Annotated in this window: 21 protein-coding genes and 1 riboswitch; of the genes, 9 read left to right on the top strand and 12 right to left on the bottom strand. The window is 51.7% G+C overall.

What is annotated here, in order from left to right:
* The first annotated feature begins 179 nt into the window (after window positions 1-179).
* The gene (locus FCL42_RS17775) at window positions 180-806 is read left to right on the top strand and encodes a LysE family translocator (RefSeq protein WP_136864815.1); all 627 of its coding nucleotides are present in this window, start codon (window positions 180-182) and stop codon (window positions 804-806) included.
* A gap of 46 nt (window positions 807-852) precedes the next feature.
* On the opposite strand, the gene FCL42_RS17770 is transcribed toward FCL42_RS17775, so the two are convergent.
* The 3 genes from FCL42_RS17770 to FCL42_RS17760 form a co-directional block, all read right to left on the bottom strand.
* Window positions 853-1,725, bottom strand: coding sequence for a metallophosphoesterase (locus tag FCL42_RS17770; protein WP_136864777.1), 873 nt, complete (start codon window positions 1,723-1,725; stop codon window positions 853-855).
* A gap of 41 nt (window positions 1,726-1,766) precedes the next feature.
* On the bottom strand, window positions 1,767-4,436 hold the full coding sequence (locus FCL42_RS17765; protein ID WP_229359902.1) for a TonB-dependent receptor: 2,670 nt from the start codon (window positions 4,434-4,436) through the stop codon (window positions 1,767-1,769).
* A gap of 66 nt (window positions 4,437-4,502) precedes the next feature.
* Window positions 4,503-5,639, bottom strand: coding sequence for a hypothetical protein (locus tag FCL42_RS17760; RefSeq protein ID WP_136864775.1), 1,137 nt, complete (start codon window positions 5,637-5,639; stop codon window positions 4,503-4,505).
* Between the two features lie 522 nt (window positions 5,640-6,161).
* Here FCL42_RS17760 and FCL42_RS17755 point away from each other — a divergent pair.
* The 4 genes from FCL42_RS17755 (at window position 6,162) to FCL42_RS17740 (ending at window position 11,438) form a co-directional block, all read left to right on the top strand.
* The gene (locus tag FCL42_RS17755; RefSeq protein ID WP_229359906.1) at window positions 6,162-7,958 is read left to right on the top strand and encodes a PDC sensor domain-containing protein; all 1,797 of its coding nucleotides are present in this window, start codon (window positions 6,162-6,164) and stop codon (window positions 7,956-7,958) included.
* Window positions 7,959-8,072: 114 nt separating this feature from the next.
* A complete protein-coding gene (locus tag FCL42_RS17750) occupies window positions 8,073-8,831 on the top strand; it encodes a response regulator transcription factor (protein ID WP_169308440.1) in 759 nt (252 codons plus the stop codon).
* Between the two features lie 121 nt (window positions 8,832-8,952).
* Window positions 8,953-9,552, top strand: a complete 600-nt coding sequence (locus FCL42_RS17745) for a hypothetical protein (protein ID WP_136864772.1) — start codon at window positions 8,953-8,955, stop codon at window positions 9,550-9,552.
* Between the two features lie 53 nt (window positions 9,553-9,605).
* Window positions 9,606-11,438, top strand: a complete 1,833-nt coding sequence (locus FCL42_RS17740) for a hypothetical protein (protein ID WP_136864771.1) — start codon at window positions 9,606-9,608, stop codon at window positions 11,436-11,438.
* A 310-nt stretch (window positions 11,439-11,748) separates the two neighbouring features.
* Here FCL42_RS17740 and FCL42_RS17735 read toward each other — a convergent pair whose 3' ends face one another.
* The 4 genes from FCL42_RS17735 to FCL42_RS17720 all read right to left on the bottom strand — a co-directional run bounded on the left by FCL42_RS17735 (window position 11,749) and on the right by FCL42_RS17720 (window position 14,601).
* Window positions 11,749-12,915 (bottom strand): glutathionylspermidine synthase family protein, encoded by a 1,167-nt coding sequence (locus tag FCL42_RS17735; RefSeq protein ID WP_136864770.1) that lies wholly within the window; start codon window positions 12,913-12,915, stop codon window positions 11,749-11,751.
* Window positions 12,915-13,562 carry a DUF1190 domain-containing protein gene (locus FCL42_RS17730; protein ID WP_136864769.1) on the bottom strand — a complete coding sequence of 216 codons (648 nt, stop codon included), beginning with the start codon at window positions 13,560-13,562 and terminating at the stop codon, window positions 12,915-12,917. Before FCL42_RS17730 ends, FCL42_RS17735 begins: the two co-directional genes overlap by 1 nt.
* Before the next feature lie 9 nt (window positions 13,563-13,571).
* Window positions 13,572-13,988, bottom strand: coding sequence for a DUF350 domain-containing protein (locus FCL42_RS17725; protein WP_136864768.1), 417 nt, complete (start codon window positions 13,986-13,988; stop codon window positions 13,572-13,574).
* 112 nt (window positions 13,989-14,100) lie between these two features.
* Complete coding sequence (locus FCL42_RS17720) at window positions 14,101-14,601, bottom strand: DUF2919 domain-containing protein (RefSeq protein WP_136864767.1); 501 nt, start codon at window positions 14,599-14,601, stop codon at window positions 14,101-14,103.
* Between the two features lie 149 nt (window positions 14,602-14,750).
* Here FCL42_RS17720 and sigZ point away from each other — a divergent pair, with 149 nt between their 5' ends.
* The gene (gene sigZ, locus FCL42_RS17715) at window positions 14,751-15,296 is read left to right on the top strand and encodes an RNA polymerase sigma factor SigZ (protein ID WP_229359901.1); all 546 of its coding nucleotides are present in this window, start codon (window positions 14,751-14,753) and stop codon (window positions 15,294-15,296) included.
* Between the two features lie 30 nt (window positions 15,297-15,326).
* On the opposite strand, the gene FCL42_RS17710 is transcribed toward sigZ, so the two are convergent.
* The 5 genes from FCL42_RS17710 to FCL42_RS17690 form a co-directional block, all read right to left on the bottom strand.
* Window positions 15,327-16,460 (bottom strand): ABC transporter permease, encoded by a 1,134-nt coding sequence (locus FCL42_RS17710; RefSeq protein ID WP_136864766.1) that lies wholly within the window; start codon window positions 16,458-16,460, stop codon window positions 15,327-15,329.
* On the bottom strand, window positions 16,457-17,191 hold the full coding sequence (locus tag FCL42_RS17705) for an ABC transporter ATP-binding protein (RefSeq protein ID WP_136864765.1): 735 nt from the start codon (window positions 17,189-17,191) through the stop codon (window positions 16,457-16,459). Before FCL42_RS17705 ends, FCL42_RS17710 begins: the two co-directional genes overlap by 4 nt.
* A 2-nt stretch (window positions 17,192-17,193) precedes the next feature.
* Window positions 17,194-18,687 (bottom strand): alpha/beta hydrolase, encoded by a 1,494-nt coding sequence (locus FCL42_RS17700; RefSeq protein WP_169308439.1) that lies wholly within the window; start codon window positions 18,685-18,687, stop codon window positions 17,194-17,196.
* 209 nt (window positions 18,688-18,896) lie between these two features.
* Window positions 18,897-19,418, bottom strand: coding sequence for a response regulator transcription factor (locus tag FCL42_RS17695; protein ID WP_136864763.1), 522 nt, complete (start codon window positions 19,416-19,418; stop codon window positions 18,897-18,899).
* Window positions 19,399-20,667 carry a sensor histidine kinase gene (locus tag FCL42_RS17690; RefSeq protein WP_136864762.1) on the bottom strand — a complete coding sequence of 423 codons (1,269 nt, stop codon included), beginning with the start codon at window positions 20,665-20,667 and terminating at the stop codon, window positions 19,399-19,401. The genes FCL42_RS17695 and FCL42_RS17690 overlap by 20 nt, the downstream gene beginning before the upstream one ends.
* A gap of 217 nt (window positions 20,668-20,884) precedes the next feature.
* On the opposite strand from FCL42_RS17690, the gene FCL42_RS17685 reads away from it, so the two are divergent.
* The 3 genes from FCL42_RS17685 (at window position 20,885) to FCL42_RS17675 (ending at window position 24,535) form a co-directional block, all read left to right on the top strand.
* A complete protein-coding gene (locus FCL42_RS17685) occupies window positions 20,885-21,358 on the top strand; it encodes a DM13 domain-containing protein (protein ID WP_136864761.1) in 474 nt (157 codons plus the stop codon).
* A 231-nt stretch (window positions 21,359-21,589) separates the two neighbouring features.
* Window positions 21,590-22,537 (top strand): DmsE family decaheme c-type cytochrome, encoded by a 948-nt coding sequence (locus tag FCL42_RS17680; RefSeq protein ID WP_407644380.1) that lies wholly within the window; start codon window positions 21,590-21,592, stop codon window positions 22,535-22,537.
* A gap of 18 nt (window positions 22,538-22,555) precedes the next feature.
* Window positions 22,556-24,535, top strand: coding sequence for an MtrB/PioB family decaheme-associated outer membrane protein (locus FCL42_RS17675; protein ID WP_136864760.1), 1,980 nt, complete (start codon window positions 22,556-22,558; stop codon window positions 24,533-24,535).
* 201 nt (window positions 24,536-24,736) lie between these two features.
* Window positions 24,737-24,908: riboswitch (cobalamin riboswitch) on the top strand.
* Window positions 24,909-24,976: the final 68 nt, after the last annotated feature.

The raw sequence follows: 24,976 nt of genomic DNA, 5'->3' as shown, positions 1-24,976 counted from the left end.
CTGCCAATGCTTGTCGGAATATTTCGCCATAGTTCGGCAGAGTTTGACGTGTCTATGTGAAAGCCTGAATCCTTGGTATAACCATAAGGAATGCTTGGGGTGACAAACTATCACTTCTGGTGTTTGGCAAGAGGGGATAAGCTAACCCTAAGATTGATTAAGTAGGACAATGTAGTGTGATGACGTTTAGTGCTTGGTTGCCATTGGCCACCATCTGTATTCTTGGTGCCATCAGCCCTGGGCCCAGCTTAGCGCTGGTGATCAACAACACCGTTCAAAAGGGCCAAGCGACTGGGTTGGCAACGGCAATTGGCCACGGTGTTGGGGTGGGATTGTATGCCCTAATCACCGCCGCAGGGCTTGGGTTGGTAATAACCCAAACTCCGTGGTTGTTCAGTGCCATTCAGTATGCCGGAGCCGCATTTTTGCTGTATATGGCGTTTAACATCATCCGTAGCAGTTTGGCGGCGGCGAAAACACGCGGTGACGAAGACGACAGCCCAGCCCATAAACAGACCAAATTCGTCGGCTTTGGTGGGGGATTTTTGGTGGCGTTCTTAAACCCAAAACTGGCCATCTTCTTTCTGGCTCTGTTCAGCCAATTTGTTAAAGAGGGGCAGGGAGTTGGCGATCAGATGATCATGATGGCCACGGCAGGAGGCATTGATGCCCTTTGGTATGCCTTGGTGGCGCTTGGCATTGGCTCGACAGGCATTCTCCACTGGCTTAAAGCCAACAGCGTTTGGGTTGACCGAGTCAGTGCGGTGGTGTTCATCCTCTTGGCGGCAGCGGTGGTACTTCGCTAAACAGATCGGCGCCTCGGTGTCCGTCGAGGCGCGCATTTCAGGGGCGTCAGTTGAGCGGCAATCGCAAGCTTGGCTGACGGCCGTAGCCTTTGACTCGAATCTCGGTATCGGTCAGGGTTAACACGCTAAATGCGGTCTGCTCAGTATCCAACATACCGTGTAAATTTAAATAGTGTACTCCGCGGCGTTTACCATAGTTGCCCTTGTGATTGTGGCCGTTGATCCAAGCGACGACATTGGGATAACGGTCAATCAGTGCCAATAGCTCATCGGCGTTCCATAGGTTATGGGGATCGTCAGGAAAGATGGGGAAGTGGCAGTAAAATACCACCTGCTGTTGGGCGTTTTTGGCCTGACGAAGCTGCTCTTCAATCCAATTGAGCTGCTTATCGCCAATCCCGCCGTTCCAAGTTGCAAGTCCAGCATAGCGCTGTTGATACAGTTTTAGATTTCTTTGGTGCTCTGGTGACGATTTGGGCCAGCCATAGGTGCTGACGTCATTGCCATCCACGGCGATAAAGCGCCACGCTCCCCGCTGCAGACTGTAGTAGCGTGATGGCATGTTTAGTGCGGTAGTTACCTGTGCTTTCTTGTCGTCGGCGACCTCAAGGTCGTGATTTCCTAGTACATGAAATACCGGAGCATTTAGGGTGTTGGTGATCTTAACTAGCGGAGCAAAACTGCGCCAATCTTTGTCAATAAAGTCCCCCAGATGAACCACATGATCTAGTGGCTGCTGATTAAATACCTCTGCAGCGTGTTGCAGCTTGTCGGGGCAGCTTCGGTACAGGCGTTGGCCTTTGTGGTTCTGATCGGCGTATTGGCAATCGGCGATGACGCCTACCGCGAGCGGCTCAGATTGGGCCGCCCCAGTTTGGCTGGCGATCAGGAATAGAATGGATAAAAGCAGTGGTTTCATGATGGCCTCAAAGATGCCCCCGCAAGCAGGGGCATTGGGTTTTAGAATGCGTAGTTGACGCCAAGAATAAAGTTACGGCCGCTTTGGGTGTAAGACTGAGTGCGGTCATCTAAGAACTGAACAATGGCTTCGTCGGTGAGGTTAGTTCCCTCAAGTGAAATCTTGAGGCTGTCGGTCAGGTTGATATGGGCTTTGAAGTCGACAAACAGCGTCTCTTCGTAGCCGGCAACAATGTTCTGGCTGGCACCTTCACCGGTGATGAACTCATCGCGATGGGAGCTAGAGACTCGAACCCCATAGGTGTTGGTTTCGTAGAACAGGGTGACGTTATTTGACCATTCAGACAGTCCGGGAGGAGCCACTTTGTGAGCCTGACCTTCGTTGTAGATGGTGGTTTCGCCATCGGCGTAGGTAAGGTTGCCGTTAAAGCCTAAGTTGTTCCATGGTTCAGGCAGAAACTCAAACATAAACTGCAGTGACAGCTCGACTCCTTGTACGTAGGCGTCCTCGGAGTTTACCGGTTGAGATACAGTGAATTCAGATTGCGGGGTGACGCGAGGATCGAAGTCCAAAAACGCCAGTGGGTAACCGGTATCCTTGTAGGCCATGGTTTGCGACTGCTGAACGATAAAACCCTCCATGTCCTTATAGAAATAGGCCAAGCTGGCTGTCAGGTTATCGGAGTAGTACTCCAGCGACAGATCCAGAGAGTCAGCAATAAAGGGCTCCAGATTGGGGTTACCGGCGTTGATGCTCTGATCGGCGACTTGAACTTGAGCGGCGGCGCGCAGTTGATTTAGGCCTGGGCGGGATAGATTCCGATTTAGGCCCAAACGGGCTAGCAGATCGTCGTTGAGGTCAACCACTACGTTTAAGCTTGGTAGCAGCTCTGTGTAGTCGTTGTTGAATTCAGCAAAATCGAACTCATCGGCACCAAGCTGCACTTCACCGGCGGAAACTTGGTCGGTTTCCACCCAGCGAACGCCGATGTTGCCTCGAACTGGATAGTGCAGCAACTCTGAGCGCCACTCGTACTGGGCATAGAGACTTAAGGTATCTTCCTCTATGTCATACACGGTGCCTGGACGGTTGTGGCTCTCGTCTAAAGAGCGGGAGATCTTGCCTGTGGCTTCCAGTCTTTCGAACGTCGCCTGATTGTTGGCAATGGCGTAGGGGCTAAGAACCGGAATGGCGGTTTGCTGGAACACCGCATCCGGAGCGTCAGGGTCGTTTAGCCAGTCAACGCGATTGCGGCGCTCCCAGCCGCTGGACTCATACTCCTTATAATGGACACCAAACATTAGGTAGTGGTCGTCCATCACTTCATAGCTCAGATCCAGCTTGGCAGTGCCGTAGCTGTTGTCCATGCTGTCTTCACGTACGTCTGAGCGCATTAGGTTCCATTCGCTCTCATCGGTGACGTCAAAATCGTAGTTGTTGTGGCCGTGATTGCCGCTGCGCCAGTCGATGGACACCGTATGATCCGCGGCTTCAGCAAACACCTTGTCATGAATTGGCATATCGAAATCGGAGTCAGAGTAACCCAGCAGCAAGTTCGCCACCAAGCGGTCACTGAGCTCATAGTTAGTGTTCAGTGACAACTGAGTAAAGGTGGACTCGCTATAACTGACTTTGGATTCGGTGCGAAGATCCAAATGATCAAACTGCGCATAAACCAAGTTGTCTCCGTGAATTTCCGCATCGGTGAGTAACTGCCCTTTGTTGACGTCACCAGTAAAGGCGTTGGTGCCAGCAGTGGACAGTTGGTTTTCAATGCGGTCATTGGAGAGCTCGCCATAGAGCAGGTCTAGGTCCATCGACAAACGGTCAGCGGGCTGCCACTGGAAGGCGGCCGTTAACCCTAGGCGCTCTCGGGTGTTGGCCCAAGAGGCGATGTTGTTGGCTCGAGGTACGAAAACGCGATCGGTACCTTCAGCATTGATAAGGCGATCGGCCACAGCGGCATCGACGCTATCGGCGACGTTATCCGCACCAAAGCTGGCCTGCTTCCATGACCAGACGTGATAGCCCTCTTCAATGGTATCCACCGTCGAGTACGCAGCTGAGAATAGGGCACCAAAATTATCCCAGCGGTTTGATACCAACGCAGCAAAGCGAGGATCGGTGGAGTCATTCCTGTCGTTATAGAGCCCTTTGGCACTGAATACGCCGTTCCAGCCTTCATCGTCGTAATCAAAGGGCTTGGCAGTATAGAGATCAACGGTGCCCGCGATGCCGCCTTCGTCCTGTTTAGCCTCATAGGATTTCAGTACGTCGACTCGATTAAACAGTTCTGAGGCGAATACGCTGAAGTCAAAATCTCGGGTTCGGGAGGCGCCGCCGCGCTGGTCGATGCCCGAATCGGTTACAAATAGCGCTTCCATACCATTGAGGCGGGTACGGGTAAAGTTGGGTCCCAGCCCGCGTAGAGAGATCTGACGGCCTTCGCCGGAATCACGAGAGATTGAGACGCCAGGAATTCTTTGTAGCGACTCCGCGAGGTTGAGATCGGGAAAGTCGCCAATGTCTTCAGAGAGAATGCTCTCTTGGGTTCCGGTGGCTTCCTGTTTTAAAAATTGGCTTTGCTTCAAGCTCTTTCGATAGCCAACAACGGCGATCACTTCCGCGTCATCAATATGGGACTCGGTACTGGTTTCAGCGTAAGACAATGGGCTGAAAGAGGCTGCGCTTGAGCCGATTAACGCGGTCATTATTGCGATATTTATTTTATTTAACTTCATTGCAAACCTGGGGCTTTTATTATGTTGTAGAGTTTCTTATCGGCATTCAACTAAAGCTGAACGCCAGTTAAATCCTGATAAAGAGGCAAACTGCTCGCCTAATATCAGGGTGAGTTTTCCTTGGCTGCTTATTCGGAATCCGGCTGCGCCATCGGCACCAGAACCTTTAAAGCTGCTTTGGTAAGGAAGAGTTTTCACAACGCTTGGAACTGGATCTTGATTGATATTGAATAGTTCGGAATCAAAATTAATTGAATACGCTTTTATTTTGATATCGCCACTATTTATTCCGCAGAACAGACCATCAGAGTAGGTGTGCACCACGTACCAGTCGTTGTTGCTATCACGTACAACCTGGGCGTTCTGGCCTAGGCTTTTATTACAGCCAGTTTCATCAGGGGATTGATAGTGGTTATTGAAATGGAGTGCAGTGAGATCCAGTTGGTGATCAGAGGTAAACAGTTCGTCGATGTTGGCCTGATAAGCAGCACCGCGGCCATGGTTCATGTCGTGGACAATCAGCCAAAGCTGCTGATCTTTTTCGAAGGCCCAGACGTCGGTGATGTTGGCAACATCATTAGGGACAAAGGTTTGGGTCGTGGTAATTTTTCCTGATGCATCACTGTGTTTGAACAGCAGTTCGCCATTCTCCTCGGAGGCTATGACCAATACGCCATGGTGGGCGTCTATTGGGGAGGGAAGCCATGCCATACCAGAAGGGTGCTGTTCATCAATATAGTGTTTTTCCACCAGTTTCAGTTCACGCTGTTGGTCGATCAAGTCGTTGCTAAACATGGAGGCGGGCGCGTGAAAGCTCAGTATTTGGCCCTGATCGTTGCTGTCCATCTCTGAGTGAGAGATAAACAGAGTTTTACTGCCGTCGGGCCACGTGTGAGAAAATTCAGCCGATTGGTGATGATCACTGATCTCAAAGCTATGATCGGACTGAGTATCGGCGTAGAAGGTGGTGCACTGATTATTGAGGGCGTCTACAGCGTCTGAAATGGGCAAATCTAAACTGACAGGAAATCTCTCAGTTGAATATGCCACAGGCGTATAAATAAGTAGTGATACAGTAACAAATAACGGTGACAACTTGGCTTTGTTAGTAATAAGCATAATGTATACTCTCTCAATAATTTGAGAGCGAAAACTATCAATGCAGTGTGACACTTTTCATTAAATTTCATTACAGGAGAATATTTAAATCGCGTTCTATTTATTGAAATTGAAATTGAAGCTGAAACTGTTCTTGGTATGCTGGATTGTTAATTCGTTGAGCCTTTTCTATTATTTGTAATTTTAAAATTAATTACATTTATATTAATGGTTGTACTACGCTTGCCTTGAGGTCAATTGTGTTTTTTTTGTTGCACAAAATAGGTTCAGAACGCTGTTTTTATCTACACGCTAGAGTTTGTTTTAGGTTGTGGAGACAGACTGATAGTTGGATCACAGAGTTACTCTACGCATCAAAACACTAATAATACTAATAGTAGTGAGTTAATCGTCCTCCTCTAATCTTGTTGGCCCATACCAAACGGTAAGGCAACGACAAGAGACAAAATAATGATGAAGACAACAACATTGCTGCTCGCAGGGGCAGTGGCTTCGCTCCTGATTTCTGGCTGTGGTGAGGATACTCACCAACGGTCATCGAGTACTCCCCCGAAGGCTAAGGCTCCTTTTTTGACTGTGGACGTAACTCCTAGCGCTAAGTTTGAAGGTGAGGTTTCCGTCTATCTTGGGCGCTATGACGATAAGCTTAAGGATTGGCTGCAAAGTGATATGGCCACGGATCTGAACGGTGATGGTTATGTCGACGAGCGAGATGGCCACTTAGCGGGCGTGCATAATCCTCAAGAAGTCAGCATTCAGGTGGATCTGAAACAGATGGCTAGTGTTTTAGCGACCAACCCTGATGGACTAGGCGGGCGCAGTGCGCGCCCTGATATCTTTGTCGAGGGGCAGTTTTCGGTATTTGATCTCTTACGTTATTTGGTCCATATCCGGCCTGATCTTCGTTTTGAGCAGTTGATTTTCCCAACGGAGAGTGGGAGAGATACCTACGAGTTTGTGGTTTCGTGGGATCGAAATGGTGATGGCCTCTTTGATGAAGCTGATGATAATGGCTATGACAACTCCCATAGCAAAGATTGGTATGCGCGCATTAAATCTCACGGTGGCGAGCAGAAGAAACTCAACGGCAGCTTGGATGGAAAGGGCCCGCAAGGAGAGGCTCATTATGAGCGGTTAGACCAGATGTGGTTGCAGCCAGGCATGGGAGTGCGTTTCCAACCTTTTTCCACGGAAATGACTCAGCGCCGTCAGTGGGTTCAAGATCGAGAAATGGCCCGACTCGCTCAGTTTGATGGCAAGGTGGTGGTGCCTCAACTGATGGTAAATAAAGGCAGCGGTGCCCCTATCGTAATCCAAAACTTGGAGGTGACGGCGCACGATATGCGGCCAGATATCTTCCAGCCCGGTGTGATCACAAAAATGGATGTGTTCCTATCCGCTTATGATCAGGGGTGGGATGTGAAGTTCAATTATTGGCCGACACTGTCAACTGGAGCCAAAGTGGAGCATTTTGCGCTGTTTAGTTTTGATGGGCTGGATTCCACCGTTGGACGAGGTTGGAGTACCGTCTATGGAGAAATGGCGACTAACGGCGACTTTGCTGCATATCAGGGGCATGGAGAGCAAATAGTGAATCCAGGTAGTCGTTGCGAGTTTCATCTACCGGAGAAAGGTGGAATGGATCTGCTGGTCGACCCTGAGCATTGTCGTCTCGATTGGCAGTTTAAATTTGGAGGTAACGTACTGCATCTAATGAGTGATACTTGGGTGATGAATCAACCCGTTGAGTTGGTCATCGCTGGGTACATGAGTCATTACGAGTTGTGGGGTATGGAAGAATTTAATGGGGAGCATTCCACACAGAGAGATTTTAGCGACGCCAAAGATGGCTCCGATTGGGTTGCTTTGCAGACATTTGATTTGCCGAGTCCTGATGAGGGATCTCCTGTGCTGACGGAGCAGCATTTCGGGTGGGGCGTCGCAGACTGCAATGAGTGTCATAATGAGGTTAAGCAGCCGCTAGGTCATGGTGGTCAAAACTGGCCCATTAATAGTGTTGATGGCTTCGACCAAACTCAGCCCTATTATTGTGCAACCTGTCACGGCAGTAATGGAGCTCCTTTAGGGCATAATGAAACGGCTCGTTGTTTTTGGTGCCATGGAGGGGAGAGTCACGTTCCTAAACATCACGGTGAGGCGTCGACTCAGCGTTTATACCAAGGCGATGAATTGGTCAGCAACGGTAAGATTTATAACAATTACCCTTCGGATGTGAATGCACTGCCTAGGGATAAGTTTGGTAACTATGAACCTTATGAGGCGATATGGAGCGCTAAGAATTCCGATTGGGACATGAGTGCCAGTTTTCCCGATCCCTATTCGTGTATGACTTGCCACCCAAACACACAGTAACGATGGAGGTTGGCGTTCATCGCCAGCCTTTAACTAATTTGGTTTATTAAATCGATGTCTATAACTTCTAACGATTCTTCTCTAACTCTAGCGTGCCCGGTAGACGAAGCACTAATGGCTCACCTTAAGCGGTACTTGTCACAGTACGGGATAACCGAGTTCTTCTATGGGATTACCACACGATTGCAACCTCAGAGCCCCCATCAGTTCCGTAAATTGTATCGCCGTCGTCCCAGTGAGATGAACCGAGCCGCTTATACGGTCGCTTCAAGTTCAGATATTCTGCAATTTCGCAGCCGTTATTTGCAGCACTTTGCTTCACAAGACAAGGCATATTTTAATCGCCATCCAATGGGCTTGAGTGTGTGGGACGATCCCGATGAGAAAACCCGGACTGGGTCGCAATTGGTGCGACTAATGTCAGATTACGGTTTGCGCAGTCGCGGTGTGTGGCATTTGCCGAGTTCATACAGCCCTAACTGGTTGGCGGTTTTTGTGTTTTTTTCTGATTTGTCCAGAGACCAGTTGTTGCAAAACCTCAGTGTTGAACAGAAGGAGACAGAGCTGCGATTGTCACTTTACTCCAGCTTATTGAGTGAGCGTCATATTGCTAAGCTTAATCCCATCACCAACTTCAACTGCATTTCAGAGCGCTCTTTGATGATCTTAAAATTAACCGCTTTTGGCCATTCCAGCGCTGAGTTGGCGGCGCAACTGTCGTTGACCGAAAGTGGCGTGAATTATCACCTGGATCGATTGAAGCAGTTATTCAATGCTCGAAATCGTACTCATTTGATTGGATTGGCATATCGTTATGGATTAATTGATGGCGATGGTCACAATCAAGGGTCTGAAGTGGAAGAGTCAGTGTAGGGTAATAGTTTTACTCTATATTTGTTCTCCATTTAGGTTAACTCATTATTTAAAATGAAGATTTTGCTTTACACCTGTTAGAATGAGCTGTGTTTAAAGTAAGACGGGAATCATCGCCCTGTTGTCATTTCTCTCAAGATGGTTTGCTGTCAATAAGCAGCCAACTCCAGAACTCGCCGCTAGCCGTAACCCAAAGGCCGAGTCGGCACAAGACTCCGATCCCTTTGGGGAAGACCCGACGTTCTCCGATGACAACTCTGACATTCCCAAGGTTCCTGAACCGCAAGGGGAGGCCATAGAGTCGGAGGGAAAATCCCTGTTTTCGAACCAAGCCAGTGTGTTTGAACAAAAGCATGACAATTTGACTCTGGTGGGGGACCAATTGTTTTCCAGAGCCAATGCAACGGATTCCGAGGTGGTCTTTGACGATATGTTGGAACCAAATGAGCCTTCATTGAATTCAACAGCACTGAGTGATGATTTCTCGTTGGATATCAATCCTGCCACCAGTTTGCCAATGATGGGAGGACTGGGCGGGGTGGATGCTGGAGGGAATGCCTTTGGCTGTTCAGATAGCATCGGAATCGACACTGGTATCGGTAGTGACTTTGGTTTAGGCGTTGGCATGAACGACAGTATGGGCAGCAGCTTCGATGACAATATGGGCAGCAGTTTCGATGACAGTTTTAGCTGCAGCTCTAGTTTTGATAATGATTGGTAAGTCGAGAATTTACAGCCAATCGAACAGGTAAGTAATAAGTACAAGGGTAGTGTGTGGGAAGTATTGAAGTTGCCGTTCAACAAGCGAAACGGATTGAGTCGAAATTAGTCAGTGAGCTGGGTGCCGAAGGGCGGGGCCTGCATGAAAAACTCAGCAGTTGTGAAAGTCAGTTGCCAAAGCTACTGGTGCGCCAGATCCGATGGATTGCGACTGTGCGTAACAAAGCGGTTCACGAAGAGGGATTTGAAATTGACGATCAGCACGAGTTTGTTCGTCGCTGCGATCATGTCGTACTGCAGCTTGAGCAGATGGCCGAAGCCAAACATCAAGCACAAGCCAAGGCTTCGAATGCCGAGAAACCGAATCGTGCTGATGGCCAACATTGGGGTTCGCCAAAAACCAGTAAAGGCGCCCAACTTTTTTTGATAGCGCTACTGGTCGCCATGGGGCTAGTGGTTGGCAATGCCGCATATGAAGATTATAAAACAGAGCAGCGTAAACAGGCCCGCCGCTCTTTGGAAGCGGTTCAGGCACTAAATGCGTCTAAAAAAGCTGAGCGTGAACAGCAAGAGCAGCGTAAATCGACGCCGGACAGTTCCGCGAGCAACGTTACCAAGGTTGCGCTGCCTAAAGGCAGTTTGGCCGATAAAGCCAAACAGGTTCAGGGTGAAGTGGAGTCTGCTAAAACCGACCTTCGCGAGCAGCTGTTGTTTGCCATGATGCAACCAGAGTTCGTTGCGCAGGGTAAGTTGTCGGTGATGCCGACGCCAGATGGCAAATACACGCTGTTGGTGCCGTTTAAGTGGCAGCTGGATGCTGCGCCGTTACTTAAGGTTGCCAATCGACATTTTCATGATTACAAAAACCGCCGCATCGCTTTTAAGGATGTGATTAAGGCCAATCGCCGTCAAGGCAAGCCCAATGGCTTTGGCATCAGTCGCATCTGGAACCAAGGCGAGCACCAGAACAACCCCTATTCTGCGGATCTATTCCAGTGGCTGGTGAAGCACCAATTGGCATTGGAGGCCAGTTTCGCAGGCCAGCATGCTCAGGTGTTGTTGGCACTGGGTCAAGACTGCTTTGGAGGTCGCTGTAACAGCAAAGGTGACGATCAATTTACGGTTCTGACTAAGCATCTTGGGCAACGTTCGCCGCTGCTTAACTACAAGGAAGCCAATCCGATTGCCGTCACGGGGTTAAGCCTGAATCAAGTTAACTCGGGCGCAGAGCTGACTCTGAGTTTGGTGCTACGCCACCAAGGCGAGGAGATTCGCAGACTGACGCTTTCCAAGCAAGGCGAAGCCATCGATTGGCAGGCATTGACAGGCAAGGGGCAGACTCAGTGGCAGCAGGCAACGGACACCCTTAACGAGCAAGTGGTGGCAACCATCAAACAGCAGACTCAATTGACCATCGGCGATATCGAGATTCGACCCGCGGATGACCGCCATTCGGATCTGTTGGTGCCCATCAGTTGGACCATGCCTCACAAGCCGATCCTCGATGGGCTTAATCGCGATTTTCACACCTATAATCGAGGGCACTTTGTGTACCAGCAGCTGCAAGAGCGTGGATTTGGTCAAAAGCGCAGTGCTTGGGCGGTCAAAGTAGAAAAGTATGCCAACAGCGGTGAACGTAAAAAGCGGGACTACAGTGAGCAACTGTATCGAGAGCTACTCAAGCAGCCGGTGGTGGTGAAAGTCAGCGCCGGTGATTATCAAGGCAAGCTAACCCTTGCTGGCGGCCGAGATTGCTTCGGACGTTGCCGGTTCGGAGGGGATGACGACTATTACATCCAATTTTCGGGCACAGAGTCGGTGACCATCGAGTCGGTACCCAATTCACTGTTAGAGAAACTCGCGGATCTTGATGTCCAGATACTCTAGCGCACAGATTGGGATAACCGATTAATCACTCAGAAAATATTGATGTGATCCAGTTAACAGATGCGGTGGCTAAGGATTGAGCCACCCATCATAAGGCGTAAGCTGGTGTCAATATCGTTTGCATGGAAATGTAGGAGTAGTGCCATGGATACTAATGTTAAGTACGCACTGGGTGCCGTTGTCGGTTCGTTGGGAATGATCGTTTGCCTGGCATCGTTCATCTTCTAAACGCCGCATAATTTCTCAGCCTCATCGACAAAGGCCACTCATTTGAGTGGCCTTTGTATTTCTGCGTCTGCATCGACTGGGGTCAGTCGATGATGGCGTGGGGCACGAAGCGTGATAGATCCTGAGTGATCTTGCTGTGATCTTCGCGAACGGAGATCCCCGCCGCCTGATCGCCAACAATCCAAGAGCCGATTAGGGCGTAGTCATCATCAAACTTAGCCAGAGGCTGATAGGCTTGATAGATAACCCCCTCTTCACCGTATGGGCCGTCACTGTCGGCGATGGCATTGCCACCGTCGAGAATGCGAATGTTGGCCCCTTCTCGGCTGTAGATTGGCTTTTCCACCAAGCGGGATTCCCGAGCCTGGCTGATCTCATCGCTGAAATAGGCAGGCAATAGGTTAGGGTGGTTCGGGAACAGCTTCCACAGCATCGGCAACAGCGCTTTGTTGGACAGAATCGATTTCCAACTTGGCTCCAACCATCGGCACTGGGCTTTATCCAGATACTGGCCAAACTCCTCTCTGAGCATGAACTCCCATGGATAGAGCTTAAACGCGGCGCGAATCGGCTCATCAGAGCCATCCACAAAGCCCCCTTGCGGGGTAACGCCGATCTCTTCGATAAAGGTGAATCTGGCTTCCAGCCCCGCTTCTTCGGCGCAATCTTGCAGGTATTGCACCGTGCCGCGATCCTCTTCGGTATCCTGACAGCAGGCAAAATGCAGGGGGACCGGTGGCCATTTGGACTTGAGCTCAGCGAAACGAGCGATCAACTGCTCCTGAATGCCGTTGAACTGATCCGCATCTTGGGGCAGGCTGCCATCTTTGATGCGGTCTTCGAGCCACAGCCACTGAAAAAACGCACTCTCGTATAACGAGGTTGGGGTATCGGCGTTGTTCTCCAACAGTTTTGCTGGGCCATGGCCATCGTAGGCCAGATCCAGCCGTGCATACAGGCTTGGGTCCTGAAGACGCCACGAGCGGGCGATCATCTCCCAATGGGCTTCTGGGATGGCGAATTTGCGCAGCAGTTGCTCATCTTCCACCACCTTATCCACCACCTCCAAACACATCTGATTGAGCTCTGTGGTGGGATCTTCCAGATCCTGCTCAATCTGCTTTAAGGTAAAGGCGTAATAGCGACTTTCATCCCAGTAAGGCTCGCCATACATGGTGTGAAATTTAAAGCCGTAGGTTTCCGCTTGGCTTTGCCAATGACTGCGAGGCGCGAGTAGATGCCGTTTCATTAACCGCCCCAGCTTCGGCTGCTTGAGCGAGAGCGGCTAGAGGTGCTCTTGCTCGACTGTACCGCTTTGGTTTGGGCAATCTTACCGAACCCACCACGACTGCTCACTTTAGTGGCCTTCTGTGGCGTGAAGTTACTTGGGCTGGTACGCACGATGCGATCCCCAGCTCGGCCCACGGTGTTACCGGCGCCAGTCACCAACTTACCGTACATGGGAGAGCGGCGATTTTTGGAGCTGTACACGGGAGCGGTTTTGTAGCGCTTGCTGCCACTGAGCATATTACCCAGCATGTAGCCGTACATCATCGGCATAAACCAGCCGCCGCCACTGTCTGCGTTGTCGTTATCACTGCCGCCCGCCATGCATTGGTCAGCGCCAAATTCCAGTTCGCAGTCGGCCAGAGAGGCAAATTGCGGTGCGGTCTCCTCGGCAATGGCTAAGGCTTCACCGAATACCGACTCACACAGTTGGGCTTGATCTGGGTTGACTTGAATGCACTCAGTGACGTCTTTGTAGACCTGAGCGGTTTCCTGCATCGGCTCTGGGCTACAGCCGGTTAGGGTCAAAGACACCGCCACGGCGGAGGCCGTTGGAACACTAAGGCGTTTTTTAAATCGGGGAGTGAGGACTCCTTTACTGCGTTTCATCGCACTCTCCTAGTAGCTCATGCACGCGGCGTTTAGCAGGCCTACGCTGATGTTGATGCTGGCCAAAACCAAGGCAGCGGCAATGTTGTTTTGTTCAATTTTTTCCACCAATCCGGGCAAAATGGCCAATCGAACCAAGGTGAACGCCAATAACTGTGCTACCAGTGCCACTGCTGCCCACAGGGCGAAGTCGGTGATGGAGACGGAGTTGCTGGCCGCGGCGGCCAGCGCCAAGGTGAACCCGATCATGGCGCCGCCGATGCCGATGGCTGCGGCTTGGTTGCCCTCATTTTTGACCAGTCCCCACTCATCATACGGGGTGATGATGGTGTAGATCCCTTTAAAGACCACCAGTAGAGCCAAGCTAATGGCCAGATACAGAAAAAATGGGCCAATGCCCGCTAATGATTCCATTGCGCTTTCCATAGGTTCTCCTCGTAAGTGCCTCTATTCTATCGTTATTAAAACTAAAAGGTAGGAGTGGTTACGGTCAAATTAGTTTTAAGGGAAAAGCTGGACTTGAGCCGTAACGGTAAATCTACGCTCTTTGTCCTTTCAGGGCGTCATGAAGTATGTGCTTGCCCTGAAAATAGTCACTGAGGCGGCGGCTTTTTAATAGGTACCAGCTTAGCCAGAAGCTGAGCAGAAGGGGCAGCAATTGATACAGCGACAGATCCTGTGGTTGGTGGCTGAGCGCCATCAACTGCAAGCTGACGTCTACCGCCAGATTGACGCCGATGATCCCAGGGCCATATTGCCATAATCGCTGTGCCCAAGGGCGCGGCGTTTTGTGTTTTTTGGAGGTTTTAAGTCGGCCAACGAGCAGCAGCGCGATGGTTGGCGTGGCGCTGGCCAGTCCCAGATAAAAGTAGTAGTGGTTGGGGTAGAACAGCGCCAACAGATCCGATCCCACCCCGCGACTGGCGGCGGCAATGACGAACAGCAACCAGGTGCGGCCTAGAAAAGCCAGCAACAGATAGAGCCACATTGGCGCTTTCAGATCGCCCTGTTCGTTATACGCGGAGATGGGATGTCGCACGATTGCCTCTGTCTAAAATGAATCTGGTTAAGTTATTGGGGCTAAGGTTGGGAATTCAAGGGGTAACAGGATTTGGCCATTGAGGGACATTTTTTGCGTCTTTTTCAAAGTGGCTGCGTCATACTCCAATTGAGACTCAAAACCTGCGGATGAAACGCCTGATGTTGGAACAGTGGCAACAGCTTAAACACAAACTTCGGGGCTATGTGGCCCACTATGTCGACGATGAGGATCTGGTGGATGACATTTTGCAAGAGGTGTACCTCAAAGCCCACACCCAGCTGCACCAGCTTAAGGCCAAGGGCAGTTTGTCGGCGTGGCTCTATCGCATCGCTCACAATACCATCATGGATCACTACCGACGCACGAAACCCCATGAGCCTCTGCCGGAGGAGCTTGCCCAGCCACAAACCGAGCAGGTGGGGCTGGCACATCAGCAAGTTGCCCAGTGCATCCGCCCCTTTATTGATGAGCTGGCGGACAAATATCGTCAACCTTTGATCATGGCGGAGCTTGAAGGCCAGACCCAGCAGCAGATCGCCGATGCGTTGTCGCTGTCATTATCCGGAGCCAAAAGCCGAGTGCAGCGAGGACGACAGCAGTTAAAGCGCAAGTTGACGGCCTGCTGTGATTTTGAGGTGGGTCAGGACGGGGTGCTGGATTACCAGCCTAAGCAAAAAGGGTGTCAGTGTTAGCGCCCTCAGTGACGAGGGCGCGTTACCAAGTTACAGGGCGAAAATCACTTTTTCGCTTCGCAGAGCTCGAATGTTGCCATAGGTGAGCGCCGCGGTAATGGCCAAGGTGGTGAGGGTGCTGAAGATCATCGGCTCCCAAGTCAGCCCGCGGCCCGTGAGCCAATCACTGAACAGTATCTGTTGGCCCGACAGGGGCAGCCACTTCATTACGTCCGGTGCCACTTCAAACATCGGCAACATGGCCACCACCACAGGCACCATCAACACCATGGTGAGGTAGGTCTGCGCCTCTTTAAAGGTTTTGGCAAAGAAAGACACAAACAGTTGCAGCGAGCTGGCCATTAGCGCTAAAGGCAAGCAGCCAATCAAGATCAGCGCGGCAGCGGCCACATCCAAATTGAAGCTAAAGCCCAGCTCTTGCCAAGGCACTTGCGGGAACACCACCATTGACACGGCCAATGTCAGCAGCAAACCCAGCATGGCGAAACAGCTCACCAACAGCGACTTGGCAATCACAATCTCCTTGGTGGTGATCGGCTGGCATAGCAGCAGCGTGAGTGAGTTACGCTCCCGTTCTCCCGCGCTGGTGTCGATGGCCACGTTCATGCCAGAGAAGAACACCGTCATCATAAAGGACATCAACAGTGAGCCAAGGATCATGATCGATTTCGACTCGTTGGTGGCCAAATCATGGGTAACCAGATCGATGGGGTGAACCACCTGCGGATTAATGCCTCGAGCCATCAGTCGCAGTGCTGCCATCTCCTGAGAGTAGCTTCTCAAGCTGTTTTTCAACTGAGATAGCGGCTGCATCAACTCTTTTTTCGACGTATCCACCTCAATGATCACCTCGGCGGGTTTGCCGCTGGAAAGCTGCTCTGCGTAGCTATCTGGAATGATTAAGGTGATCTCATTGGTGTCTTCGCCCTCACCATGGTGAACGCCAGCGAGATTTAGAAATCGCACCAGATCTGGGCCGTTTTCAGCCCCTTGGATGGAGATTGGAATATTGGGTTTTTCGCTAAAGCTTTGGATGGTGACAAAGAAGATGCCGGCAAAAAAGATCGGCATACCGATGCCATAGCCCAAGATCAGCGAGAAGGAGCGTTTGTCACGAAACGCATCCCGAAACTCCTTCATAAATAAAGTAACGATACGGTTCATGCTGCGATTCCTTCGTCGGTGCCAATCAGGTGGATGAAGGCATCCTCGAGATTGTCTTTATTAGCCAGTTGGCAAAGCTCATCCGGTGAGCCTTGTACGATCAGTTTGCCCTTGGCCATCACGATCACCTGATCGCAAAGGGCAGCCACCTCTTGCATTACGTGGCTGGAGAACAGCACGCAATGACCCTCATCTCGAAGGGTGGACAGGGTTTGGCGCAGCACGCGAGTGCTCATGACATCCAGCCCACGAGAGGGTTCATCCAGCACGATGTTGGTGGGCTTGTGAACGATGGCTTGGGCTAACGCGGTTTTCATTTTTTGCCCTTGAGAAAAGCCCTTACAGGCACGATCGGCAATATCTTGAAGCTGCATCTGGGTAAGCACCGCGTCGGTGGCACACGCCGCTTGCGCTTTGTTCATGCCATTGAGTTCGGCGAAAAAGGCGATGTACTCCCGAGGGGTTAAGCGGTCATAAAGGCCGAAGGGATCGGGGAACAGCCCTAAGCTTTGCTTGGCAAGCTGAGGCTGTTTCGCCACATCGATGCCATCAACCAAGCAGTGGCCTTCGTCCGCTTTGAGCATGGAAAATAGCGTGCGCAGCGCCGTGGTTTTACCGGCGCCATTTGGGCCGAGTAAGCCGGTGATCTGGCCGTTATTGGCTTTGAAACTTAAGCCGTCAAGCGCCTGAACCTCACCGATGCGTTTTTTTAATCCGGTTACTTCAATCATGGTTACAGTCTCGTAGTGGGTTCAACGGAGTTGGCATTCAGGTAAAACGCGCGGTGGGTATCGTCCCCCATGCATTCGCTGTCGATGTTATCCAGGCTGTTGTCCTCGATAAGCTGATGCACCAGCTTGGGGGCACAGCTTTGCATGATCACCCCGTGTGTGGCGTAGGGCGAAATGAGGTGCAGGCGGTTGCCAAGTTTCTCCGCTGCCAATTCGCCCCAAGCGGGAGGCGTAACCGGATCGTGTTCTCCGGAGAGCAGCAGGGTTGGAATGCTGCTGTCGATGGGCTGACTAAAGTCCTCACCCACTTGAGGCATGTTCCAGATAGGGCAGGCGGCGTCAAACAGCTCGATCAGCGTTTTGGATAGGTGCGAATGGTGCTTAAGCTCCTGCTTAGCCAGCTCACTCACTCGGCCAGCGTCCTCACTGCAAACCACCGCCAGATGCATCCCCATGGCCAAACCCATCTCCTCTTCGCTGCCCTGAAGACCCAACAGCGGCTGAACGTTGCCATTGGCGGCAGAGTCGATGATGAAGGGAATGAGGCTTCGAGATTGCGGTGAGTACAGCGCCATACGCAAACTGCTAAGCAGTTTGGTTTGGGTGATCAGGAAGGTTTTTGATTCGGCGCTCAGAGGGTCGAGTATCGCCACTTGTTTTGGCTTTTGACTGAGCTCATCACTGAGTTTGTCCAACTGAGCTTTTAGGTTTGGGTAGCGCTGTTGGCAGCTTTCATCGGCAGCGCACTGGGCAAATACTCCGTCCATGGCGTTGCTAATTGCTGGGCCGATGGCCATTACCGACTCCTGCATTGGTACCACGCCATCGAGCGTCACGGTTTTAAGTGCCTCGGGGTGGTGACGCATATAGAGCTGTGCCATGCGGGTGCCATAACTGATGCCATAGACATGCCAGCTATTGATATTCAGGTGTGCTCGCACCTGTTCGAGATCCTTAAGGGCCGACTGGCTATCGTAGAAACGAACGTCTCCGGAGAGTTGCTCATAGCACTGGCGCATCAGCTCTGGCATGGGCTGTGTTTCATCGTTGATCTCCAGTGCGTCACCGAGCAGCTCAGTAGGGCAGGTGAGGGCATTGGAGCGGCCGGTGCCCCGTTGATCCACGAGGATAAGATCGTGCTTGCGTCGCACTTTACTGAACAGCAGATCAAACATTTCGGCACTGTCGATGGCCGATTGACCTGGTCCTCCGGAGATCAGCAGCAGTGGCTGCTTTCCTGGGGTGGGCTTAATGGCGGGTAAGCGGGCGAAGTGCACCTCGATGGTGTTGCCATCGGGGGCATCGTAGTTTTCTGGCAGCGTCAGGCTGCCGCATTCGACCTTCTCCGATAATCCATCGAGGTAACAGGGCTCGAGCTGCAGCTGAGATTCGGCTTTTGAACTGAAACTCAGCATCAAAAGCAGGGGCAGAGCGGTGACCGACAACAGAGGCAGCCCCATCGAGAGGCCTCGACGTCCTTTTGGCAGTATGCGCATGAAAGTCCTTATAAAAACTGTGTTGCTTGGTAATGTTGTATTTTTGTAAACACTATCTTGAGTGGCCATCAAGGTCAAACGTCAAATGTTACCGAGAATGTGTGCGGTGACGGGACAAATGTTGAATTTATCTGTCTGTATTAGAAGGCATTTAATGCCGATTGGAGCGAGGTAAGCCGCCGGTTATCGGCGGCTTTTAGGGCGGTGTGCTAGCTGCTGACGGGCTTTTTCTGCAGTTTCCTTTGTAGGGTGCGTCGGTGCATGCCTAGGGCTCTGGCGGTGGCGGAGACATTGCCGCCATTTGCTTGTAGGGCTTGTTGGATGTGTTCCCACTCCAGTCGCTCGGGAGACATCACCTCGGTCTCTTCAATTGCTGGCGCTTGCGTTTTATCTAGCAAGGCTTGCAGCAAGCTTTGGCTGGTGGCGGGTTTTGCCAAGTAGTGATCTGCCCCAAGCTTTATCGCCTCCACGGCCGTGGCGATGCTGGCAAAACCGGTCAACAGCACAATGCGTGCTTCAGGCAGCAGGCTTCGCAGCGGCTTTATCAGAGTCAGGCCATTCTCTTGTTCAAGTTTCATGTCCAGCAAGATGTGGCTGGGCTGCCACTGTCTCGCAATCAACAAGCCGTCGGTGGGGGTCGCCCCATGTTTCACCTCAAATTGATGGTGAGCCATACGACGGCACAGGGTGTTAGCAAAGGCCAGATCGTCTTCAATAATGAGCAGTTTCATCGGCGGGCTTCTCTATGGGTAGTCGAACTTCGGCGATGGCGCCGGCATTCACGTGGTTTCTTAGGTGCAGCTGTCCCCCTAGGCGTTCGAAGGTGGCGTTGGTCAACATAAGCGCCATGCCTAGCCCTTCCTGACTTCGCTGCAGCTGGGCGCCCAAACGTTTGAGTTTGTCCACATCGATGCCTGTTCCATGATCGCGGATGCGAAGGGTAACCATCTCCCCAGAGACTTCGCTGCTTAGTTCGATCTGCCTCTGGTTGGCTTGCTGGTTTGCTCGGGCTGCATTCTGCACCAGATTCAGCAAGGCGGGCAGCAGCATGGCATCGGCAATCAGTGTGGCATCCTCTTCAATGGGCGCCACAGAGAGCTGCTGGTTGGGAAAGTGCAGCAGCGCCGCTTCACTGAGGGTGTGTGCCAGTTCGCTGATGGTGATGGGTTGATGCTTGCCCTCTCGAATGGCGGTAGCGAGGGTTCTAAAATAGCCTAGGTGATGCGCGGTTTGTTCCAAAGGCTCGGCCATCTCGGTGACGGCGGGATCGCTTGGGTAGTTTTCCTGCAGCTCTTCAAACAGCAGCTGCAGGTTGCTAAGCGGGGTTGCCAGCTGATGGGTAACTTGAGCCGATGCGGTGCCCAGAGCCAGAAGCTGCTCTTTACGAAGCTGCTCCTCGCGCTGTTTTGCCATCAGGCGCTCGCGCTCGGCGATCATCTTGGCCATGGCTCCGACTACCAGCGCAATCACCAAAGCAGAGATCACGAAGTTGGCGCCCATGAAGATAAAGTGCTGCTTCATGTCCATCATATGCATGGCGTGCTCTGGCATGGTGGCCAGCAGATAGCCATAGGCGATAACGGCCAGTAGGGTCACCAGCACCAGATAGCCTACCGTCAGGCTCACGCCAGCGAACACGATGGGCAGCAGCAGCAGCGAGACAAAGGCGTTGGTGGCGCCGCCATTAAAGTGAAGAATGACCGTGAGGAAGGCCAGATCGCTCAGTACCTGAATCAGCATGGCTCGGGTGCTAATGACTCGGTTGTGGCGATAGCGCATTAAGCTAAGGATGTGGAAGGCGATCATCAGGCTGATCACCGGGATCAAGTTAGCAAACTGGCCTACTTGATCATCGACCAGATCCGCCAGAGGCAGCAGCAGAGTCAGGGCCGCTAAAATAAAGGTGCGCAAAACCAACAGGCGTTGAATGGCAGAGGCGCGGCGCAGATCCCACCAGTGAGGTTCAGGTTGCAGTGGCATGGGGCAGTTAAACTCATGATTTTTTGCCAAAGTATCATGAGCGTACTCAGCCTCCAACGGCAATCAACAATACTGTGCTGTGGGGAGGCTTCTAGGTTAGGTTTTAAAGTTTATTTTTAAATATATTGAAATGGAACTGCCGTTTCCTAGGTCTTGTTGGTTAAGAGTGGGGCGCCACCACGTTACATAGAACAGTATGACGAAAAGGAGAAAGCGAATGTCGCGGTTACTGGTATTAAGTTTTACCCATGTGGTGGTGTTTTTAATGGGATTGGCCCTTGGGATCTATCTGCTGCCCGTTTTGACTCAAGGAGAGGCGGTCAGCAGTGAGCACATTGCTCAGGTGGAAACTTCTGCGCAGTATTCCGGCGTATTTGATCGCAATCGTATCGACAGTGATGCCCTGCACTGGGGAGAAGGGGAGTTCTTTATCAACGACAACGAGTTCGCATTTCGCGGCGAGCTGGCTCCCGGCCCGGATTACAAGCTCTACCTGATCCCTAAGTACGTCGAGACTGAGGATGAGTTTATGGCCATGAAAGCCCAAGCGCTGCATGTTGGTGCCATCGACCGCTTTGACGGCTTTACGTTGTCACTGCCTCCCGGCGTCGATCTGAGCCAGTATGAAGCCGCCATCATCTGGTGTGAGCGTTTCTCACAATTTATTACGTCCGGTCATCTTAAATCCTGAGGTGTGACCCTCTTAGTTTGAGCCAAAATGGTTTTCCTTGACTCGCCCGCAGCCTTGTCGCTCGGGCGTTTTTTTGCCTAACTCCTCCTTGTTACTCTCTTTTCTTGCGGTTTCGTTAACTTCATAGGCGACCTCGATCTCACTCCCTAAAAAGCTGTGAAAACTCCCAGAGCTTTTTAAAAAAGCCTTGGTTACTGTCCTCGGTAATCCCTCAAAAGGGGTACTGATGTGATGATGAATCGAGATAACCATATGAAGTTAAAAATTCGTCCTTTGGGCGTGCTGCTCGCCCCGCTGATGCTGGGTTTGTGCGCCTCTAGCTATGCGGCTCAAACGCCCAAGTCTGACTTGGATGTGCTGATGCACAAGTTTGAGCAAGGCAAGTATTCGAAGAAAGGCGCAGATGGCTGCCTGATGTGCCACAAGAAAAATGACAAGGTGATGGCTCTGTTTGACGGGGTGCATGGCAACACTCAACAAGGCCCCATGGCCGGGTTGCAATGTGAGGCCTGCCACGGCCCCCAGGGTAAGCACAAAGGTAAGAATGAACCGATGATCGCCTTTGGCGATGAGTCGGCTCTGGATGCCTCCATGCAAAACTCTGTCTGTTTGGCCTGCCACCAAGATGGCGAGCAGTCCCAGTGGCACAATTCACTCCATGACATGGAGGAAGTGAGCTGCGTAAGTTGTCATGAGGTTCACGTGGCTCAAGATCCGATTCTGGACAAGCGCACTCAAAATGACACCTGCCAAAGCTGCCACCAAAGCCAGGCCGGCGCTGCCCACAAACGCAGTGCTCACCCTATTGCTAGCGATCAGATGCAGTGCACCAGTTGTCACAACCCCCACGGCGACATTGGTAATGCAGCACTGAAACAACCGGTGCTGAATGACAACTGCTACCAGTGCCACGCCGATAAGCGCGGCCCGTTCCTATGGGAGCACGCCCCCGTCGTTGAAGATTGCAGTATTTGTCACGATGCCCACGGCAGCGTAAACGACAACCTACTGAAGACTCGCGTACCGATGTTGTGTAAGGAGTGCCACAGCGAAGATGGCCACCCTAGCACCATTCCTGGTACCAATCAGTCTATCCAAGTTGCCGGTCAGGGCTGCTTGAACTGCCACACCCAGATCCACGGCTCAAATAGCCCTAAGGGTCGAGCTCTGCAGTTTTAACGTTAAGGAGTTACAGAGATGAAACTGAATCTGATCACCCTGGCGTTAGCGAGCTTAAGCTTTGGCGCCCACGCTTTCGATTTTGGTGTTAACAGCGCCAATACCGAAAAACTCAATCAGGACAAATGGGCCTGTAAACGTTGCAGCAATGACGCGTCGCTTACCGGTGTTGTTGGTGTGAAGGCGGGGGCGGCAGATCAAGATAACGATCATGCCTCCAACGCCACTGGCTATGAGGATGGCTTTGCTGGTGCGGTGAATGCTGACTTGCTTAAAGTTCATCAAGATGGCATGCGCAGTCAGTTGGTGCTGGATGAGATGGGCTCCAAGCATGGCTCAGCCAGCGTTAAGACCGTACAAGCGGGCAAGTGGCAGTATGAACTGAGCTACGCCCAGTTGCATAAAGTCGATAGCCTTAATGGCCAGAGTGTTGTCAGCATCGATGGCAACAGTGCGTCACAGCTGGAGACACCGCAGTCGGTGGAACTGGAGAAAAGTCGTGACGTTATCGGTTTTGCAGCCGAAGCCAAAATGGGCATGGTGACCACCTTTGTGGACATGAATCATCAGATTCGTGATGGCGCTAGACGTGCCAGCCTGACCAGTGGCGGCATTGATGCGGCGAACTATGCCCAAGAGATTGACGATAACACCACCAACCTCAATGCGGGCGCTCGCATTGGCGGTGCCAATTGGGGTGCCACGGCGGGATACCAGGGCAGTTGGTTTAAAAACGATGTGGATGCCATCAATTATGAGTTTTATGGCAACCCATTGACCCAGAGTCAAGCGACCGATAACCAAGCTTACAGCGGTTATCTCGATGGTTTTTACCGTGTGGGTGCCACCCACATCAGTGGCCGCATCGCCGCCGGTGAAATGAGTCAGGATGACGCCATCGTCAGCTGGAGCGATCCCACTCAAAGCGCGGAAACCCAAGTCGATACGCTGAATGCCAATCTGCGACTAAGCAGCCGCATCACACCTCGACTGCGAGTGAATGCCAGCATCGATTACAGTGAGCGTGATAATCAAACCGATTACGCCAGCTTAGGTGCCATCACCATCGATCCCGTGACCGGTGTTGCAAGCTCTTATGTGGGTTATGACGTTGACCGTCAGCGTTATAAGTTGGCCGCAGACTATCGTATCGCGTCAGGCTTACGTTTCAGTGCGGGTATCGATTACGCCCTAACTGAGCGTAGCGGCGGCGATCGCGAAGAGACCGACGAAGGGGATCTGTGGGCTAAGGTTACCTGGACCGCACCGGAGCTGTTTGATGTGCGCATCAAAGCCGGTCTGGCTCAGCGCAGTGGCGATGATTTTGAAGCCAATGCACTGACCTCCAGTGAGACCAGCGATCTGATGCGTAAGTATCATCTGGCCGACCGCGACCGCAGTTACGTTGAAGGCCGCGTGAGTTACTACCCAACGTCCGCTGTGAGCGTGGATCTGGAAGCTCACTATGCGTTCGATGATTACGATGACACCCAAGTGGGGTTAATTGAGTCTGAGGATTACGGTCTGGATGGCAGCCTAAACTGGCGTGTCACCAAAGCGCTGAATCTGGATCTGTTTGGTGGCTATCAGTGGGTAGACAACCTGCAATATGGCCAGGACTGGGGCGCAACCAATGACGATGAGTTCGGCTATGTGGGAACCGGTGCCCGGTATGAACTGGCGGATCTGGGGCTTCGCTTTGAGCTGGATTACACTCTGAGCTACTCCCAGAGCTGGACCGACACCTCATCTCAGGATGATCTGGGTAACTATCGTCAATACAGTCACAGTGTTGAGCTGGCGGGCTACTACGATTTAAGCCAAAAGATGACCTTGGGCTTGAGCTATCAGTATGAGCGCTATTTCGATACCGATTATGCCAATATCGATACCCTGAACTATCCCGGAGATGGCGTGTACGGCCTGTACTCGTTAGGTCAGCTTGATAACAACTACAACGCCCACATGGTGATGTTGAGCTTCAGCTACGCCCTGTAATTTGCGTTATTCATGCGTTCGAGAAACCCAGCTTCGGCTGGGTTTTTTTATGCCAAATTCACTGAATGGGATTTGATCTTTTTAAACCAAGTTCGCGGCTCCAGCGTGGAGTTAACGGGATTACTGTAATATTTCACACACTTTATCGGCATCCCGCTTGAGTGTGATGTTCCGCATGGTTTCAGCCAGTGTTAAGGATTATATTGCCCCCATCTTTTAGGTGCCTTAGGGCATAACGGGGAACGCGGTGCGAATCCGCGGCTGTACCTGCAACTGTGATTCAGAGCGATGTGTCATATCCACTGGTGAAGACTGGGAAGGGACACATTGGGATGCTGAAAGCCAGGAGACCTACCTAAAAGTATTAGTTTGTCTCAAGCGGGTTTCTTGAGCTGACGGCTTTTCTTGGTTTTTGCCTGTCTGCTATTTGGCGTATTCGCC

This window comes from Ferrimonas aestuarii (assembly GCF_005116665.1).
Taxonomy (GTDB): Bacteria; Pseudomonadota; Gammaproteobacteria; order Enterobacterales; family Shewanellaceae; genus Ferrimonas; species Ferrimonas aestuarii.
The sequence above is the reverse complement of the archived record's forward strand: the minus strand, read 5'-3'. Positions and strand labels throughout refer to the sequence as shown.

Coding starts and splice junctions, on each gene's coding strand:
- FCL42_RS17775 (WP_136864815.1), top strand. CDS start 180: ATGACGTTTAGTGCTTGGTTGCCATTGGCCACCATCTGTATTCTTGGT.
- FCL42_RS17770 (WP_136864777.1), bottom strand. CDS start 1,725: ATGAAACCACTGCTTTTATCCATTCTATTCCTGATCGCCAGCCAAACT.
- FCL42_RS17765 (WP_229359902.1), bottom strand. CDS start 4,436: ATGACCGCGTTAATCGGCTCAAGCGCAGCCTCTTTCAGCCCATTGTCT.
- FCL42_RS17750 (WP_169308440.1), top strand. CDS start 8,073: ATGGCTCACCTTAAGCGGTACTTGTCACAGTACGGGATAACCGAGTTC.
- FCL42_RS17735 (WP_136864770.1), bottom strand. CDS start 12,915: ATGAAACGGCATCTACTCGCGCCTCGCAGTCATTGGCAAAGCCAAGCG.
- FCL42_RS17730 (WP_136864769.1), bottom strand. CDS start 13,562: ATGAAACGCAGTAAAGGAGTCCTCACTCCCCGATTTAAAAAACGCCTT.
- FCL42_RS17725 (WP_136864768.1), bottom strand. CDS start 13,988: ATGGAAAGCGCAATGGAATCATTAGCGGGCATTGGCCCATTTTTTCTG.
- sigZ (WP_229359901.1), top strand. CDS start 14,751: ATGAAACGCCTGATGTTGGAACAGTGGCAACAGCTTAAACACAAACTT.
- FCL42_RS17710 (WP_136864766.1), bottom strand. CDS start 16,460: ATGAACCGTATCGTTACTTTATTTATGAAGGAGTTTCGGGATGCGTTT.
- FCL42_RS17705 (WP_136864765.1), bottom strand. CDS start 17,191: ATGATTGAAGTAACCGGATTAAAAAAACGCATCGGTGAGGTTCAGGCG.
- FCL42_RS17700 (WP_169308439.1), bottom strand. CDS start 18,687: ATGCGCATACTGCCAAAAGGACGTCGAGGCCTCTCGATGGGGCTGCCT.
- FCL42_RS17695 (WP_136864763.1), bottom strand. CDS start 19,418: ATGAAACTGCTCATTATTGAAGACGATCTGGCCTTTGCTAACACCCTG.
- FCL42_RS17690 (WP_136864762.1), bottom strand. CDS start 20,667: ATGCCACTGCAACCTGAACCTCACTGGTGGGATCTGCGCCGCGCCTCT.
- FCL42_RS17685 (WP_136864761.1), top strand. CDS start 20,885: ATGTCGCGGTTACTGGTATTAAGTTTTACCCATGTGGTGGTGTTTTTA.
- FCL42_RS17680 (WP_407644380.1), top strand. CDS start 21,590: ATGATGAATCGAGATAACCATATGAAGTTAAAAATTCGTCCTTTGGGC.
- FCL42_RS17675 (WP_136864760.1), top strand. CDS start 22,556: ATGAAACTGAATCTGATCACCCTGGCGTTAGCGAGCTTAAGCTTTGGC.